The sequence below is a fragment of the Pantoea graminicola genome (genome assembly GCF_048452665.1).
In the GTDB taxonomy this organism is placed as follows: Bacteria; Pseudomonadota; Gammaproteobacteria; order Enterobacterales; family Enterobacteriaceae; genus Pantoea.
In genome coordinates this window covers 108,959-125,554 of sequence record NZ_JBLWSJ010000004.1, presented here as the reverse complement: position 1 = coordinate 125,554, position 16,596 = coordinate 108,959, and the positions used below count along the sequence as shown (strand labels likewise).

Annotated in this window: 12 protein-coding genes; 7 read left to right on the top strand and 5 right to left on the bottom strand. The window is 59.1% G+C overall.

Annotated elements, in window-relative coordinates:
• Positions 1-94 precede the first annotated feature (94 nt).
• The gene (locus ACNY69_RS11210; RefSeq protein WP_418798328.1) at positions 95-2,113 is read left to right on the top strand and encodes an FAD-dependent oxidoreductase; all 2,019 of its coding nucleotides are present in this window, start codon (positions 95-97) and stop codon (positions 2,111-2,113) included.
• Here ACNY69_RS11210 and rlmG read toward each other — a convergent pair whose 3' ends face one another.
• Positions 2,114-3,232, bottom strand: coding sequence for a 23S rRNA (guanine(1835)-N(2))-methyltransferase RlmG (gene rlmG / locus ACNY69_RS11205; RefSeq protein WP_111142021.1), 1,119 nt, complete (start codon positions 3,230-3,232; stop codon positions 2,114-2,116).
• Positions 3,233-3,317: 85 nt separating this feature from the next.
• On the opposite strand from rlmG, the gene ACNY69_RS11200 reads away from it, so the two are divergent.
• Positions 3,318-3,821 carry a M48 metallopeptidase family protein gene (locus ACNY69_RS11200; protein ID WP_111142020.1) on the top strand — a complete coding sequence of 168 codons (504 nt, stop codon included), beginning with the start codon at positions 3,318-3,320 and terminating at the stop codon, positions 3,819-3,821.
• On the opposite strand, the gene ACNY69_RS11195 is transcribed toward ACNY69_RS11200, so the two are convergent.
• Entirely contained in the window at positions 3,818-5,506 is a 1,689-nt protein-coding gene (locus ACNY69_RS11195; RefSeq protein WP_293774441.1) for a chloride channel protein, read from the bottom strand. The two genes, ACNY69_RS11200 and ACNY69_RS11195, sit on opposite strands and share 4 nt — an antisense overlap.
• Positions 5,507-5,651: 145 nt before the next feature.
• On the opposite strand from ACNY69_RS11195, the gene ACNY69_RS11190 reads away from it, so the two are divergent.
• The 3 genes from ACNY69_RS11190 (at position 5,652) to sstT (ending at position 9,329) form a co-directional block, all read left to right on the top strand.
• Positions 5,652-6,638, top strand: a complete 987-nt coding sequence (locus ACNY69_RS11190; RefSeq protein WP_418798325.1) for a Gfo/Idh/MocA family protein — start codon at positions 5,652-5,654, stop codon at positions 6,636-6,638.
• A gap of 254 nt (positions 6,639-6,892) precedes the next feature.
• The gene (locus ACNY69_RS11185; protein WP_111142017.1) at positions 6,893-7,861 is read left to right on the top strand and encodes a TerC family protein; all 969 of its coding nucleotides are present in this window, start codon (positions 6,893-6,895) and stop codon (positions 7,859-7,861) included.
• A 235-nt stretch (positions 7,862-8,096) separates the two neighbouring features.
• Positions 8,097-9,329: a serine/threonine transporter SstT gene (sstT, locus tag ACNY69_RS11180; RefSeq protein WP_111142016.1), complete on the top strand. Its 1,233-nt coding sequence runs from the start codon at positions 8,097-8,099 to the stop codon at positions 9,327-9,329.
• A 195-nt stretch (positions 9,330-9,524) separates the two neighbouring features.
• Here the strand turns inward: sstT and ACNY69_RS11175 are convergent, their stop codons facing one another.
• The 3 genes from ACNY69_RS11175 to uxaC are packed head-to-tail and all read right to left on the bottom strand — an operon-like array spanning position 9,525 to position 13,886.
• Entirely contained in the window at positions 9,525-11,015 is a 1,491-nt protein-coding gene (locus ACNY69_RS11175) for a UxaA family hydrolase (RefSeq protein WP_418798322.1), read from the bottom strand.
• Between the two features lie 4 nt (positions 11,016-11,019).
• On the bottom strand, positions 11,020-12,468 hold the full coding sequence (locus ACNY69_RS11170; protein WP_111142130.1) for a tagaturonate reductase: 1,449 nt from the start codon (positions 12,466-12,468) through the stop codon (positions 11,020-11,022).
• Positions 12,469-12,470: 2 nt separating this feature from the next.
• Positions 12,471-13,886 (bottom strand): glucuronate isomerase, encoded by a 1,416-nt coding sequence (gene uxaC, locus ACNY69_RS11165; RefSeq protein ID WP_111142128.1) that lies wholly within the window; start codon positions 13,884-13,886, stop codon positions 12,471-12,473.
• A 399-nt stretch (positions 13,887-14,285) separates the two neighbouring features.
• Between uxaC and ACNY69_RS11160 the strand changes: the two genes are divergently transcribed.
• Both ACNY69_RS11160 and exuR read left to right on the top strand, forming a co-directional pair.
• The gene (locus ACNY69_RS11160; protein ID WP_111142127.1) at positions 14,286-15,590 is read left to right on the top strand and encodes an MFS transporter; all 1,305 of its coding nucleotides are present in this window, start codon (positions 14,286-14,288) and stop codon (positions 15,588-15,590) included.
• Between the two features lie 86 nt (positions 15,591-15,676).
• The gene (gene exuR, locus ACNY69_RS11155; RefSeq protein WP_111142126.1) at positions 15,677-16,453 is read left to right on the top strand and encodes a transcriptional regulator ExuR; all 777 of its coding nucleotides are present in this window, start codon (positions 15,677-15,679) and stop codon (positions 16,451-16,453) included.
• Positions 16,454-16,596 lie beyond the last annotated feature (143 nt).

Below are 16,596 nucleotides of genomic sequence, written 5' to 3'. Positions count from 1 at the left end.
TGATTTCACTCACACCCTGACATTTTTTCACTTTTTTTTAACCGGGAAGCGGCTAGAGTTAACTCATCCGACCACTTTACACTGAGTCACGCTTATGCCTGCGAATGCCGCCTACCCTGCGCTGTTTACGCCTCTGGATCTGGGCTTTACCCGCCTGAAAAACCGTTTTCTGATGGGCTCGATGCACACCGGTCTGGAAGAGCATCCCGAGGGTGCCGCCCGGCTGGCGGCGTTCTACGGCGAGCGGGCGCGCGAGGGTGTCGCGCTGATCGTCACCGGCGGCATTGCGCCCAATGCTCAGGGCGTCACCACGGCGCATGGCGCCATGCTTACCGACGAATCCCAGTGTGACTGGCACCGGCAGATCACCGAGGCAGTGCATCAGCATCAGGGTAAAATCGCGCTGCAGATCCTGCATACCGGTCGCTACAGCTATCAGCCCGATCTGGTTGCCCCCTCCGCCCGTCAGGCCCCGATTAACCCCTTTACGCCACAGGCGATGAGCGAGGCGGCAATTGAACAGACCATCGATGACTTTGCACGCTGCGCCCGGCTGGCGCAGCAGGCGGGCTACGATGGCGTGGAGATTATGGGGTCCGAAGGCTACCTGATTAATCAGTTTCTGGTGAAGCACACTAACCAGCGCAGCGATCGCTGGGGCGGCGACTTTCAGCAGCGGATGCAGTTCGCGCTGGCGATCACCCGTGCCGTGCGCGCCGCAACCGGTGATGCCTTTATCATTATTTTCCGCCTGTCGATGCTCGACCTGATCGAAGAGGGCAGCACGCTGGAGGAGACGCTGCAGCTGGCTCGCGAGCTGGAACAGTGTGGCGTCACGCTGTTCAACACCGGCATCGGCTGGCACGAAGCGCGCATCCCGACCATCGCCACCTGCGTGCCGCGCGCGGCCTTTGCCTGGGTGACGCAGCGGCTGCGCGCCCATGTTTCCGTGCCGGTCATCGCCACCAACCGCATCAACCACCCCGCGGTCGCCGAGTCGCTGTTGCAGTCGGGCTGCGCCGACATGGTGTCAATGGCGCGCCCTTTTCTCGCCGATCCCGCCTTTGTCAGCAAAGCGGAGCGCGGCGAACCGGACGGCATCAATACCTGTATCGCCTGCAACCAGGCCTGCCTGGATCAGGTCTTCGCCGGTAAGATCACCTCCTGTCTGGTCAATCCCCGCGCCTGCCATGAGTCGCTGATGCCCGTCGTGGCCAGCGCCGCACCGCGCAGGCTGGCGGTAGTCGGTGGCGGCCCGGCCGGGATGGCGTTTGCGCTACAGGCAGCGCAGCGCGGCCATCAGGTGACGCTCTATGAAGCCGCACCGGAGATTGGCGGACAGTTTATTCTTGCCCGGCAGATCCCCGGCAAAGCTGAGTTCAGTGAAACGCTGCGCTATTTTCGCTATCAGCTGGCGGCCGCAGGCGTGACGGTAAAGACCGGCTGTCGGGTCGATGCGGATCGGCTGAGTGACGCCGATGAGGTGGTGCTGGCGACCGGCATCCAGCCACGCATCCCCGCCATTCCGGGCATCGATCATCCCAGCGTGCTGAGCTACCTGGAGGTGCTGCGCGACAGGCGCCCGGTGGGCAAGCGGGTGGCGATTATCGGCGCAGGTGGCATCGGTTTTGATGTGGCGGAGTATCTGTCGCAGCCTTCGCATGATGAGGATCTGACCTCGTTTTATGCGGAATGGGGCATCGACCACAGTCTGACGCAGCGTGGCGGCATCGTGAAGCCCGAGCCGCCCGCCGCGCTGCGGCAGATCTGGCTGCTGCAGCGGCGTTCAGGTAAACCGGGCGCCGGGCTGGCAAAAACCACCGGCTGGATCCATCGGGCCAGCCTGCAGGCGCGCGGGGTTGAGATGTGGGGCGGTGTGGAGTATCTGGGGATTGATGATGACGGTTTGCATCTGAGGCGCAATGGGGAAACCCTGCTGCTGGCGGTGGATAATGTGATTATCTGCGCCGGACAGGAGCCGCAGCGCGAACTGGAAGCCGCGCTGCGCGCCAGAGGCCAGAACGTAACCGTCATCGGCGGGGCCGACGTGGCGCAGGAGCTGGATGCGCGCCGCGCCATTGCGCAGGCGACCCGGCTGGCCCTGGCAATCTGATTAACGCATCTTCACCGCACGCAGCACCACAAACTTCTGGTTGGAGGCGATCAGCGTGCAGTTACCAAACATCTTCTTCAGCTTGTGGTGATAATCCAGGTGACGGTTGCCGACGATGCGCAGTTCGCCGCCATACTGCAGCGTGCGTTTCGCATCGCGGAACATCTGCCAGGCCAGATGGTCGGTGACCGCGTGCTGCTGATGGAAAGGCGGATTGCAGAGCACCGCATGCAGCCGATCTGACGGATAGCCGCTCAGCACGTTGTTTACCCGAAACTGGCAGCGATCCAGATCTTCCGGACGGTTCAGCTCCACGTTCAGCTGGCTGGAGGCGACCGCCATGTAGGACTCATCCAGAAAATGCACGTCCGCCTGTGGGTTCTGCGCCAGCGCCATCAGCCCCACCACGCCGTTACCGCAGCCCAGATCGACAATCTCGCCCTCAATGTTCTCCGGCAGATGCTGTATAAACAGTCGTGCGCCGATATCCAGCGAAGCGCGTGAGAACACGTTGGCGTAGTTATGGATCTGATAGGGGGTGCCATCCAGCGGCCAGGCCAGCGTCGGCTTTGCCTCGCGCAATGCGGGCCGGGTGAACTGGCTGAAGATCAGGCGCGCTTTTTTCCACGCCAGCGAGGTGCGGGTTTCACCGATGATCTGTTCGAACAGCTGCAGGGTCGAGTTATGGATCTCTTTGGCTCGCGCCGCCGCCAGGATCACCGTATCGGGAGTGACGACCTCGCGAATAGCCCGCAGCTGATGCTCCAGCAGCGCCAGGGTTTTCGGGACTTTGATCAGCACCGCCGCCGGGGCAGCAGGCAGTTCGGCCAGGCTATCCACAAAGTGAACGTCGCTGTCATCCATATCGTTGAATTTCAGGTTCTGACGGGCAGCCTGCTGGCTCAGCCAGGAGTCACTGACGTGCCAGACGGTGCGCGGATTCAGTGCACAGGTTAAAGCCCCGAAACTGTCGTTAAACACCAGCACCGGTCCCTCTGGCAGCGCCTGCTGCAACAGGTATTCATCAGCCGCGTCCCAGGCTTGTAATGGACTTTCGTCACGCATCTGCGGGAAACGATGCAGGATCAGTGTGCGATCGTTCAGTTCAAGTTGGCTCATGAATTCTCCGGCGTGGTACACTTTGATTAATTTTCGCCCCGATAAAAAGGGCGCGCAGTATACTCTTTTTCGCCTGGAATCCCTAATGTCCCAATTGATCTACCTTCAGGGTTATCCTGCCCCGCTGCTTGAGCAGGTTCAGACGCTGATAGCCCACCAGCGCTTAGGTGCGTTTTTGCAGGAACGCTACCCCGACACCCACGATGTCATGAGCGACAAGGCGTTGTATGACTATACCCAGGCGCTGAAGAACCGTTATATGCGCAACGCCCCGCCAATCAGCAAAGTGATGTGGGATAACAAAATCAAAGTGATGAAGCACGCGCTGGGTCTGCACACCGCCATTTCACGGGTTCAGGGCGGTAAGCTCAGGGCGAAAGCGGAGATCCGCATCTCCACCTTTTTCCGCCTCGCGCCGGAGCCGTTTCTGCGGATGATCGTAGTGCATGAGCTGGCGCACCTGAAAGAGAAGGATCACGACAAAGCGTTCTATCAGCTCTGCTGCCACATGGAACCCGACTATCACCAGCTCGAATTTGATGCGCGCCTCTGGATGACCGACCAGGCGATGCGCGGCAACGCCGCTTAAAGAAACTCCTGCGCTTTCTGGATCAGGCTGGTTTTGGTCAGCGCCCCCAGAAAGCGTCGCTCTTCAGGATTATTGAGCACCGGCAGCCGCTCCAGCGTGACGGCCGCAAAGGCTTCCCACCCCTCGCGCATACTCTGATTCTGATAGGCCACCGGGAAATCCTGGTCCATCACGCACTGTACCGGTGAGTCGAGGGTGATCTCCTGCGCCAGCACCCGGCGCGAGATCTCGTGGATCGACACCACGCCGAGAAAAGCACCTGCCGCGTTTATCACATAGACGTAGCGTTCACGCTTCAGCGAACTGACCGCCAACGCCTGCCCTACCGACTCTTCCGGCTGCAGCGCCGCTCCCGGAATAATCAGCTCGGCAATGCGCATATTATCGAAATCATATTTCGCTTCTGACCGGCTGAAGTGATGGCTCACTACCGGATAGGTACTGGCAGACTGCAGGCGATAGACCACCATCGACGCCAGCACCGTGGCGATCATCAGCGGAAACAGCAGGCTGCTGTTGAGCGTCATCTCCAGCACCATCAGCATCGCCATCAGCGGGGCCTGGCTGACCGCTGCCAGCACCGCCGCCATGCCGATGGCGGCATAGAGCAGCACATTGCCGAGTGGCAGATGCAGCGCCACGCCGACGGTAGCGAGCGTCACCCCCAGCAGCGCGCCAATCAGCAGCGACGGGGTAAAAAGTCCGCCTACTGCATTCGACCCCACCGACAGGCTGGTGGCGAGCGTTTTCAGCACCAGCAGTAACAGCAGCCCCGGCAGCAGATAGTCACCCGCCATCACTTTGACGATCACCTCATAGCCGTTACCGAGAATATCGGTGGAGATCAGCGCCAGCAGGCCGACGGCGAATCCGCCTGCGCCCAGCCGCAGCGGCAGCGAGGCGATCCGGCTGAAGAGCAGTCTGCTGCGGGCGATGCTTTTGATGACGATCCAGCCCGCCAGACCGGCGCTCAGACCAATCACCACCGTCATCAGCAGCGTGCTGAGGTCCATGGTGAAATCAGCCTCCGCCAGCGGATAGAGCACGTTGCGGAAGCCCAGCGTCCACATCGTCATTACTGCCGTGGCGGAGGCGATAATCAGCGGGATCAGCCGCTGCAGTGCCGAGATGCCGAAGGCGATCTCCGCCACGAAAATCGCCGAGGCCAGCGGTGCGTGATAGACCGACGAGAGGCCCGCTGCTGCCGCCATCGCAACCACGTCGCTGTTTTTCAGGTTCAGCGATGCAGGTAACAGACGGCCAATCGCACTGCCGCAGAGCGCCGACAGCTGCACCATCGGCCCCTCTTTACCTATCGACGCACCGCTGCCGATACTGGCTATCGACGACAGGGCGCGAAACAGCGAGGTCCGGGTAGGCACCGCATCGAGCCGGGCGTTGATCACTTCCAGGTAATCGGTTTTTATCGTCTGCTGCTGTTCGAGGGCGACCGCATAACGCAAAAAAAAGCCGGCCAGCACGCCACCTGCGCCCACCAGCAGCGGCCAGAAGATCCACGGCCAGAGCGCAAGGGACTCGGTAATCTCACCGCTGCGGGCAAACAGCAGATGGTTGATCAGCTCAATGACGCCGCGAAACGCCAGCGTGACCAGCGACGCCGCGCAGCCGACCGGAATGGCGATCAAGAGTGTGGTCCAGTTTAATGCGTGCTTATTTGCTTTCACCTGCGCTCCCTGTTGCTGCCTGAAAATCGTCGCGTCCGCATAGTAGTGGAATGCAGATCGCAGGATCAATCTCTGCCCGTCCGGCACCCTTGCGCAGCGTGGAAGAGATGTTACTCTGCCGTTTTACTGCTGCCGGAGAGATGACGTGATTCGTTTTGCCATTGTGGGAACAAACTGGATTACGCGCCAGTTTATTGATGCCGCTCATGAAACCGGCGCGATGACACTGCACGCGGTTTATTCACGCAGCCAGTCACAGGCCGACGCGTTTGTTGCCGATTATCCCTGCCAGCAGACCTTTACCTCGCTGGACGCGCTGGCCACCTGCCCGGAAATCGAAGCGGTCTATCTGGCCAGCCCCAATGCCCTGCACTGTCAGCAGGCGCGGCTGTTTATGTCACACGGCAAGCATGTCATTTGCGAAAAGCCGCTGGCGTCAAATCTGGCAGAGGTGGAGCAGATGATCGCCTGCGCCCGTGAACATCAGGTCGTGCTGTTTGAGGCATTCAAAACCGCCAGCCTGCCCAACTTCCAGCGGCTCCGGCAGGCGCTGCCGGATGTCGGTAAGCTGCGAAAAGCGCTGCTGAGTTACTGCCAGTACTCCTCACGCTATCCGCGCTATCTCAACGGTGAGCACCCGAATACCTTTGATCCGCGCTGGTCGAATGGATCCGTAATGGATATTGGCTATTACTGCCTGGCCGCGGCGGTGACGTTGTGGGGTGCGCCCGCGCGCGTGCAGGCCAGCGCAACGCTGCTGGAAAGCGGCGTGGATGCTCATGGCGTCGTGGTGCTGAGCTACGGTGAGTTCGACGTGACGATTCTGCACTCCAAGGTGAGCGACTCAAGCCTGCCCAGCGAGATTCAGGGGGAAGCGGGCGCGCTGGTGATCGAAAAGTTAGCGGAGTGCCAGCAGCTGATCTTTGCGCCGCGCGGCGGGGAGAAGAAGGTGCTGAGTGAGCCGCAACAGAGCAACACGATGTACTATGAAGCCGCCGACTTTGCCCGGCTGGTTGCGCAGCGTCAGGTGGAGCACCCTGGGCTGGCGGTGTCGCGCACCACGGCGGCGCTGCTGACGGAGATCCGCCGCCAGACCGGGGTGATCTTCCCGGCGGATCGCGCCGCTGTGTAAATATTTCTAAATATGACTGAGAACGATTGCTTCCTGAGTAGCGAAACCGTAACGTACTCTCCTGCAAAGGGGAGTAACTTGTAAGCTGATTGATCGTCACTACGTTGCGAAAGCATCCGGTCATCAGGCAACCCGGAATCGATTTCTGTGTTGTAAGTGAGACCTTGCCGGAAGGCGAGGTTTGCTTACAGAAAAATAAGCGGCTGATGTCTTCTGACTTCAGCCGTTTTTTTATTTTAAGACAGGATACGACTATGCAGACTGTGGGTACGCCTCTTCTCTGGGGCAGCTTTGCGGTTGTGGTGCTGATCATGCTGGCTATCGACCTGCTGCTGCAGGGACGCCGTGGCGCGCAGACCATGTCTTTCAAACAGGCGGCTGTCTGGTCGCTTATCTGGGTTTCCGTCTCTCTGCTGTTCAGCGCCGCCTTCTGGTGGTATCTGGAGGGCAGCGCAGGCCGTGAGGTCGCCAATACGCAGACGCTGGCGTTCCTGACCGGCTACGTACTGGAGAAGGCGCTGGCGGTGGATAACGTCTTCGTCTGGCTGATGCTCTTCAGCTACTTCTCGATTCCGGCCAACCTGCAGCGGCGCGTGCTGATCTACGGCGTGCTGGGTGCCATCGTGCTGCGTACCATCATGATATTTGCCGGAAGCTGGCTGGTAACGCAGTTCAGCTGGATCCTCTATGTGTTTGGTGCCTTCCTGCTGTTTACCGGCGTGAAGATGGCGCTGGCGAAAGAGGATGACAGTGCGGTGGGTGACAAACCGGTGGTGCGCTGGCTGCGCAGCCATTTACGTATGACCGACGATCTGGACGGCGAAAAGTTCTTTACCCGCAAAAACGGCGTGCTGTTTGCGACGCCGCTGCTGCTGGTGCTGATCATGGTGGAACTCAGCGACGTGATCTTTGCGGTCGACAGTATCCCGGCGATCTTTGCCGTGACGACCGACCCGTTTATCGTGCTGACGTCAAACCTGTTCGCGATTCTGGGCCTGCGTGCCATGTACTTCCTGCTGGCAAACGTGGCGGAACGCTTCTCGATGCTGAAATATGGTCTGGCGATTGTGCTGGTGTTTATCGGCTTCAAGATGCTGATTGTCGACCTCTACCATATTCCGGTCGGTATCTCACTGAGTGTGGTTGGCGTGATTCTGGCCTCAACCCTGCTGATTAATGCCTGGGTCAACCGCAAAAGAGACCAGAAACGGATCTCACCATAATTACCTGCGGGGGCAGCGGATGCCCCTGTTTTATTTTGCGGCGCCCTGCCGCGACATTTCATCCCTCTGTCACACTTCCACTATCCAGCATAATAAAAACCCGACCTCCGCCACAGCGACAGAATTTTCTCTTTTCTCGTCCAATCTTTTCCTTATACTCCGCCGGGCAAACCGTTTTAGCCGATGCAAAACATCGCGCCTGAAACTACATCCGCGACAAAATATAGAAAATATTATGCAGAAAACTCTCTCCTCACGTCTGGGCACGCTGCTCGCCGGAAGCCTGGTGAAGCAAATCATGATTGGGCTGATCGCCGGTGTGGCGCTCGCCTGGATTTCACACGATGCCGCGCTGGCGGTGGGTCTGCTGGGTGAACTGTTTGTCAGTGCGCTGAAAGCGGTTGCGCCGGTGCTGGTTCTGATGCTGGTGATCGCCTCGATCGCCAGCCACCAGCAGGGCCAGAAAACCAACATCCGGCCGATTATTATGCTCTACCTGCTGAGCACCTTTTTCGCGGCGATCGTTGCGGTGGCCTTCAGCCATCTGGTGCCGCAGACGCTGACGCTGGCGGTGGGCAGCACAGAGATCGTGCCGCCTTCCGGGATCACGGAAGTGTTGCGCGGACTGCTGATGAGCATGGTATCGAACCCGATTACTGCCCTGATGCAGGCTAACTATATCGGTATTCTGGTCTGGGCCGTTGGCCTGGGGCTGGCGTTCCGTCACAGCAGTGACACGACCCGCGCGGTGCTGAATGATGCTTCGGAGGCCGTCACCTGGCTGGTGCGCTGCGTCATCCGCTGCGCACCAATCGGGATTTTCGGTCTGGTGGCGTCGATTCTGGCGTCAACCGGCTTTGGCGCGCTGTGGCAATATGCCCATCTGCTGGCGCTGTTACTGGGCTGTATGCTGCTGATGGCGCTGGTGGTCAACCCGATGCTGGTGTTCTGGAAAATCCGTCGTAATCCCTATCCGCTGGTCTTTACCTGCCTGCGTGAAAGCGGCGTCACCGCCTTCTTTACCCGCAGCTCTGCCGCCAACATTCCGGTGAATATGGCGCTGGCAAAACGTCTTGGCCTGGATGAGGATACTTATTCAGTGTCGATTCCGCTGGGCGCAACCATCAGTATGGCGGGAGCCTCAATCACCATCACCGTGCTGACGCTGGCGGCCGTGCATACGCTGGGCATCAGCATCGATGTGCCGACGGCGATTCTGCTGAGTCTGGTGGCGTCACTCTGTGCCTGTGGCGCATCCGGGGTGGCAGGTGGTTCACTGCTGCTGATCCCGGTGGCCTGCAACATGTTCGGCATCCCGAATGACCTGGCGATGCAGGTAGTCGCGGTGGGCTTTATTATCGGCGTCCTGCAGGATTCGGCGGAAACCGCGCTGAACTCCTCGACCGATATTCTGTTTACTGCCGCCGTCTGTCAGTCAGAAGCAGAGCGCGAAACCAGCCGGGCTTAATTTTTCAGATAGCGCAACCGCTCAAAGAGCGGGTGGCGGCGTCCGAAGAGTAAAGCGTCCCGCGCCAGGGAAGGCGCGGGCTGAGCGAGCAGGGATGCTTTAAGCGACGTTGCGATCGGCCTCCGCCACCCGCGACGGGCACAGAATTAACCGACGATGATGGCAATGCCAGAGTAGCCATTTTTGCCCGGCTAATCAGAGCGTCACACCGCTTTTGAAAATCGCCAGTTCGCGGAAATCGTTCTTCTCATTGTTGGTCAGCTCACCGCTGGCAATCGCAACGATGTGGTCGACAAAATCTTCCAGCATCGCCTCCATACTCATTCCCTCGATCAATCGGCCGGCATTAAAGTCGATCCAGTGCGGCTTCTTCTCTGCCAGCGGTGTATTGGTTGCCAGCTTCACCGTCGGTACAAAACCGCCATAGGGTGTACCGCGTCCGGTACTGAACAGCACCATGTGGCATCCGGCGCCCGCCAGCGCACTGGTGGCGACGGCATCGTTGCCCGGCGCACTCAGCAGATTCAGCCCCGGCGTTTTTAACCGCTCGCCATACTTCAGCACATCGACCACCTGGCTCTGCCCCGCTTTCTGGGTACAGCCCAGCGACTTCTCCTCCAGCGTGGTGATGCCGCCCGCCTTGTTGCCCGGTGACGGATTCTCGTAGATCGGCTGCTGGTGATCGATAAAGTACTGTTTGAAATCGTTGATCATCGCCACCGTTTTGCGGAAGGTCGCCTCGTCGCGACAGCGGCTCATCAGAATCTGCTCTGCGCCAAACATCTCCGGCACTTCGGTCAGTACGGTGGTGCCGCCGTTGGCGATCATCTGATCGGAGAAACGGCCCAGCAGCGGATTAGCGGTAATGCCGGATAAGCCATCCGAGCCGCCACACTCCAGACCAAACTTCAGCTCGCTGAGCCTGCCGGGTTCGCGACGGTCGTGGCGCATTTTCTGATAGAGCGCATGCAGGCGCTCGACTCCGGCCTCAACTTCGTCGTCATGCTGCTGGCACACCATAAACGCCACCCGGTCGCTTTCAAACGCGCCAAGCGTGTCACGAAACGCATCGACCTGATTGTTTTCGCAGCCCAGGCCAATCACCAGCACCGCGCCCGCATTGGGATGGCGCACCATATTCTGCAGCATCGTGCGGGTATTTTCGTGATCCTGCCCCAGCTGTGAGCAGCCAAAGGTGTGGCTGAACAGAAACACGCCGTCTGTCCCTTCTGCCTGCTGCGTCTCTTTCAGGAAGCGTTGCAGGATCTGGCGCGCAATACCGTTGACGCAGCCGACGGTAGGCAGGATCCACAGCTCATTGCGGATACCGACCTCGCCGCTGGCGCGACGGTAGATCTGCACCTCGCGATCGCCCGGCTGTGGCGGCAGCGTCACAAAATCGGGCTGCCAGGCGTAGTCGTCCAGGTCGCTGAGATTGGTGCGGGCGTTCTGCGAATGGATCAGCTCTCCGGCAACGATCGGCTGAGTCGCATGGGCAATCGGCAGCCCATATTTGATAATCAGCGCATCCTGCGCGACCGGATGCAGAGCAAATTTATGCCCGCGCCCTACCGCCTGCTGCAGTACCACACTTTGTGACGGCAGCTCGACGGTGGCACCCGCCTCTAAGTCACGTAACGCCACCGCGACATTGTCGCGGGGATCAATTTTAATGGCATCTTGCATAGCGTTATCTCAGTTGGCTCAGCGCCTCACGCATTCCGTGGGCGACGATGTTTTGCAGGTGTTGAGTGACCTGTTCAGCCAGACCGGGCTGACAGGTTAAATCCTGGCCCCAGTGCTGCGTGTTGCCGAGCACGCCCTGCACCAGTTGCGGCAGCGAATGCGGGTCGGCCTCACAGGCTTTCCAGGCTTCAGCGTAAAAGGCCAGCCAGTGCGGCTCATCCTGCAGCGGCCACGATTTTCCGGCTGACTCGCCGCGATAGAAAGCGATCAGCGCCGCCAGTGCAAAGGTCATGTGCGTCGGCCATGTGCCGGTTTGCTGATGGGCAGCAAGCAGCGGCGTCAGCAGTCGGGTGCGGAATTTGGTCATGCCATTCAGGGCAATCGACAGCAGCGCGTGGCGAATAAAAGGATTGCGGAAGCGGCGCACGACGGCATCGGCAAACCTGTGCAGTTCCTCTGGCGGCAGATCCAGCGTCGGGATCACCTCGTGGCGCAGCAGCCGATCCACAAATCCGGCGATCGCCGGATCGGCCATCGCCTCACCAACGCTCTCAATACCAGCCTGAAACGCCACTGGCACCATCGCGGTATGCGCACCATTAAGGATGGCGACCTTCTGTGCTTTATAAGGCGCGATATCATCCACATGCCGGACCTGCGGCGACAGCGCCGCCAGTTTCAGTTCACTGAACAGCGCCGATGGCCCCTGAATCACAAACTGGTAGTAGACTTCGCCTGCCACCAGATAGCGATCTTCATAGCCCAGCTCGCTTTGCAGCTGCTCACTCTCCGCCGGAAAACCGGTCACGATACGGTCCACCAGGGTGTTGTAGAAGGCACAGTGCTGATTAACCCAGATTTTAAATTCTGATGGCAGATGCCAGAGGTCGGCGTAGCGGAGCACAAGTTCGCGCAGCGTGTCGCCGTTGTGGTCTATCAGCTCGCACGGCACCACCAGCCAGCCCCGGTCGCTGGCGCCGCTGAAGTGGGTATAGCGCGCCCAAAGCAGCTGTGTCAGTTTGCCGGGAAAACTGCCGGCAGGGGCGTCAGAGAGCCGATCCGTCTCGCTGAACGTGATCCCCGCTTCGGTGGTGTTGGAAAAGACCATACGCAGATCGGGATTGCGGGCCAGCGCCATAAACGCGTCATGCTGCTGCCAGGGCTGGATCTCGCGATTGAGGCTGCGGATCAGCCGGGTTTCGCTGATCGGCTCGCCTCGATCGTTCAGTCCCCGGATCAGCGTGGTGTAAAGACCATCCTGCTGATTCAGGCTGTCGCTGACCTCACGGTTGCGCGGCCGCACCACCACGATCCCGGCATCAACGCCCTGATGTTCATTCAGCCAGTCAATCTGCCAGTCGATAAAGGCACGCAGAAAGTTGCCTTCACCGAACTGGATGATCCGGTCGCGGTAGACCGCACCCGGAAAGTCATGGCGGTTCAGCCTTTTCATCATCAGGCTCCCAGCTCGATGCCGAAGTAATCACGGGCATTGTCGAAGCAGATGTTGCGGACCATCTGACCTAACAGCGCCTCGTCGGCCGGTGCCTCGCCCCGCTCGACCCACTGCCCAATCATCTGGCACAGCAACCGGCGGAAATATTCGTGGCGGGTGTAGGAGAGGAAACTGCGGCTGTCGGTCAGCATTCCGACAAAGCGACTCAGCAGGCCGATCTGCGCCAGCTGCGTCATCTGACGCTGCATGCCATCCAGCTGATCGTTAAACCACCAGGCTGAGCCGAACTGCATCTTGCCCGCCTGACCTTCGCCCTGGAAATTGCCTGCCATGGTGGCCAGCACTTCGTTATCGCGCGGATTCAGGCAGTAGAGAATGGTTTTGGGCAGCGCGTTATCCCGGTTCTGGGCACCCAGCAGGCGCGCCAGTGGCTCTGCCAGCGGCTGGTCGTTGATGGAGTCGAAGCCCACATCCGGCCCCAGCAGCTGAAACTGGCGCGGATTGGTGTTGCGCAGTGCGCCGATGTGATACTGCTGCACCCAGCCGCGACGGGCATATTCGCTGCCCAGCCAGACCAGCACTGCGGTTTTAAACTGTGCTGTTTCCTGTGGGTCGGGCGCGGCACCGCTGCGACGACGCGCCAGAATGGCATCCAGCGTGGCGTCATCCGCCTCGGCATAACAGACCACGTCCAGCGCGTGATCCGAAATCCTGCAGCCGTGCGCGGCGAAGTGATCCAGCCGCTGATACAGTGCGCGGCGCAGATCGTCGAAGCGCTGCACACTGATGTCCGTCAGTTGCTCCAGCGATGCAATCCACGGCAGGAAGGTTTCCGCTTCAATGTTAAACGCTTTATCCGGTCGCCAGCTCGGCAGCACCCGGACGCTGAAGCTGGCATCGTCTGCCATCGCACGGTGATGCCGCAGATCGTCCAGAGGATCATCGGTGGTGCCGACCATCTTCACGTTCATCTGCTGCATGATGCCGCGCGTGGTGAAGCTCTCCTGCGCCAGCAGCGCATTGCAGCGATCCCAGATGCTGTCAGCCGTTTTTTCTGAAAGCAGCGTATCAGTGATGCCGAAAGGCCGGCGCAGTTCGAGGTGGGTCCAGTGATAGAGCGGGTTACCAATCGTGTGGGGCACGGTGCGCGCCCAGGCATCAAATTTTTCGCGGTCGCTGGCGTCTCCGGTAATGAACGCCTCAGCCACACCGTTGGCACGCATCGCCCGCCATTTGTAGTGGTCGCCTTTCAGCCAGATATCATAGAGATTGGCGAAGCGATAATTTTCGGCAATCTGCTGCGGAGGTAAATGGCAGTGATAGTCGAAAATCGGCTGATCTTTCGCATAGTCGTGATAGAGACGACGGGCGAATTCACTCTCCAGCAAAAAATCCTCGGTCATGAAACGTGACATACAAGCATCCTCATCTACTGAACCACCAATGGCTCAAAGTTATCATACCAATTCTGGTGTGTTACCGATTTGTTTGCGATCCTGCTCACATAAACAGCGTTGCCGGGCGACCGTTATGGACGTTTTTGTCGCCGGTAGCGCGCTAAATGGCTGTCATTACGCAGGTTTCCAGTATCCCACAGTGCAGAAAGGGTTTTTGTGATAGCTCTCAACTTTTAAAGTTGTATAACAAGTTAGGCTCTCGCTCTGTCGTGAGATCGCTGACGACAGACAAATGGCAAGGTCAAAACAGGGTTGCTGTGACAGAACCTGCGGGCGTGAGCAAAACTGCATCACGAGCTGTCCCGCTCCAGATAACAACAGCGGCAAGACCGCATACAGAACTGGAAGAGGTAGAGGATGCGTAAGATCAAAGGGTTACGCTGGTATATGATAGGGCTGGTGACGCTCGGCACCGTGCTGGGGTACCTGACCCGCAACACGATCGCCGTGGCCGCCCCGACATTACAGACAGAGCTGCATATCACCACGCAGCAGTACTCCTACATAGTGGCAGCTTACTCAGCCTGCTACACGCTGATGCAGCCGGTCGCCGGGTATGTGCTGGATCTGCTCGGCACCAAAATCGGCTATGCGATGTTTGCAGTGCTGTGGGCAATCTTCTGCGCCGCCACCGCGATGGCGGGCAGCTGGGGTGGCTTCGCACTGGCACGGGGCGCGGTCGGTGCAGCAGAAGCTGCGATGATCCCGGCGGGCCTGAAAGCGAGCAGCGAATGGTTTCCGGCCAGAGAGCGGTCGGTGGCGGTCGGCTACTTTAACGTCGGTTCCTCTATCGGCGCGATGCTGGCTCCGCCGCTGGTGGTCTGGGCGATCGTGGCGCACAGCTGGCAGATGGCCTTTATCATCACCGGCGTACTGAGCATGGCCTGGGCGCTCTGCTGGCTGATTTTTTACAAGCATCCCAAACAGCAGACCAAACTCAGCGACGAAGAGCGGAATTACATTATTTCCGGTCAGGAAGCGCAGCATCAGACCGGTAACACCCGCAAAATGTCGGCGCTGGAGATCATCCGTAACCGCCAGTTCTGGGGCATTGCGCTGCCGCGCTTTCTGGCAGAACCGGCCTGGGGAACGTTTAACGCCTGGATTCCGCTCTTCATGTTCAAGGTTTACGGCTTCAATCTTAAAGAGATCGCGCTGTTTGCCTGGATGCCGATGCTGTTCGCGGATTTTGGCTGCATTCTGGGAGGCTATCTGCCGCCGCTGTTTCAGCGCTGGTTCGGCGTTAACCTGATCGTTTCCCGTAAGCTGGTCGTGACCCTGGGCGCGGTATTGATGATCGCACCCGGCACCATTGGCCTCTTCACCAGCCCCTATGTCGCTATCGGGCTGCTGTGCGTCGGCGGCTTTGCGCATCAGGCGCTGTCCGGTGCGCTGATCACCCTGTCATCTGACGTATTTGGCCGCAACGAGGTGGCGACGGCTAACGGCTTAACCGGCATGGCTGCCTGGACCGCCAGCACTATGTTTGCGCTGGTCGTCGGTGCGCTGGCCGATACGCTGGGCTTCAGCCCGCTGTTTGCTGCGCTGGCAGTGTTCGATCTGCTGGGTGCGGTAGTGATCTGGACGGTGCTGAAGAATAAACCGATCTCAGAGCTGAACGCTGAACCGGTTATTCCGCAGGCCAGTGCAGTCCGTAGCTAATCTGTCGGGCTGACGCAGGTCAGCCCATTTCCTCGCCGGGCCTGAAGTGGTATAACAACTTATCTGTCTGCTACCAGGATTGTGCTATGGACCTCACCGAATCCCGTCGACTCTATCAACAGCTGGCCAGCGAGCTGAAAAGCCGCATTGAAACCGGGATCTATCCGGTGGGTGATAAGCTGCCTGCTGAACGGCTGATTGCCGAAGAGATGGAAGTGAGCCGCACGGTGGTTCGCGAAGCGATCATCATGCTGGAAGTGGAAGGTTATGTGGAAGTCCGCAAAGGTTCGGGCATCCATGTCATTGCCAGTCAGCAACAGAAACGCATCAGCGTCAGCAGCAGCCAGCTGGAGTTCGCCACCTTTGGCCCGTTTGAATTACTGCAGGCCCGCCAGCTGATTGAAAGTAACGTGGCCGAATTTGCCGCCACTCAGGTAACCCGTCAGGACATTATCGACCTGATGGCGATTCAGGAGAAAGCCCGCCAGGAGGATCACTTCCGTGACTCCGAGTGGGATATGCAGTTTCATGTCCGCATTGCCCAATCCACTCAGAACAGCGCGTTAGCCGCCATCGTTGAAAAAATGTGGCTGCACCGCCTGCACAATCCCTACTGGCTCAAACTCCACGAGCACATCGACCAGCGCAGCATTCTCAGCTGGTGCGACGACCACGATCAGATCCTCAAAGCTCTGATGCGCAAAGATCCTGCCGCCAGCAAACTGGCGATGTGGCAACATCTGGAAAATACTAAGCAGATGCTGTTTAACGCGACGGCGGATGATTTCGAATTTAACGTGGATCGTTACATGTTCAGTGAGAACCCGGTCATCCTGCCTGAAGGGTCTGATAACGCCCGCTGAACGCGCCTGAATCCTCCTGAAAGGGTCAGTTAATCTGCAATAGTGTCAGGACGTGTAAAGCTCCTTTTTACAGGTCGTTTCACAAGGTAAAACTCCTGCTTGTCAGAGAGTTTCCCTGTCTCAGACAGGCGATTTTTGTTACA

Bases quoted from the DNA above. Each gene is read 5' to 3' on its own strand.
- ACNY69_RS11170 (WP_111142130.1), bottom strand. From the start codon at position 12,468: ATGAAAAGGCTGAACCGCCATGACTTTCCGGGTGCGGTCTACCGCGAC.
- ACNY69_RS11185 (WP_111142017.1), top strand. From the start codon at position 6,893: ATGCAGACTGTGGGTACGCCTCTTCTCTGGGGCAGCTTTGCGGTTGTG.
- ACNY69_RS11160 (WP_111142127.1), top strand. From the start codon at position 14,286: ATGCGTAAGATCAAAGGGTTACGCTGGTATATGATAGGGCTGGTGACG.
- exuR (WP_111142126.1), top strand. From the start codon at position 15,677: ATGGACCTCACCGAATCCCGTCGACTCTATCAACAGCTGGCCAGCGAG.
- ACNY69_RS11200 (WP_111142020.1), top strand. From the start codon at position 3,318: ATGTCCCAATTGATCTACCTTCAGGGTTATCCTGCCCCGCTGCTTGAG.
- rlmG (WP_111142021.1), bottom strand. From the start codon at position 3,232: ATGAGCCAACTTGAACTGAACGATCGCACACTGATCCTGCATCGTTTC.
- uxaC (WP_111142128.1), bottom strand. From the start codon at position 13,886: ATGTCACGTTTCATGACCGAGGATTTTTTGCTGGAGAGTGAATTCGCC.
- sstT (WP_111142016.1), top strand. From the start codon at position 8,097: ATGCAGAAAACTCTCTCCTCACGTCTGGGCACGCTGCTCGCCGGAAGC.
- ACNY69_RS11175 (WP_418798322.1), bottom strand. From the start codon at position 11,015: ATGCAAGATGCCATTAAAATTGATCCCCGCGACAATGTCGCGGTGGCG.
- ACNY69_RS11210 (WP_418798328.1), top strand. From the start codon at position 95: ATGCCTGCGAATGCCGCCTACCCTGCGCTGTTTACGCCTCTGGATCTG.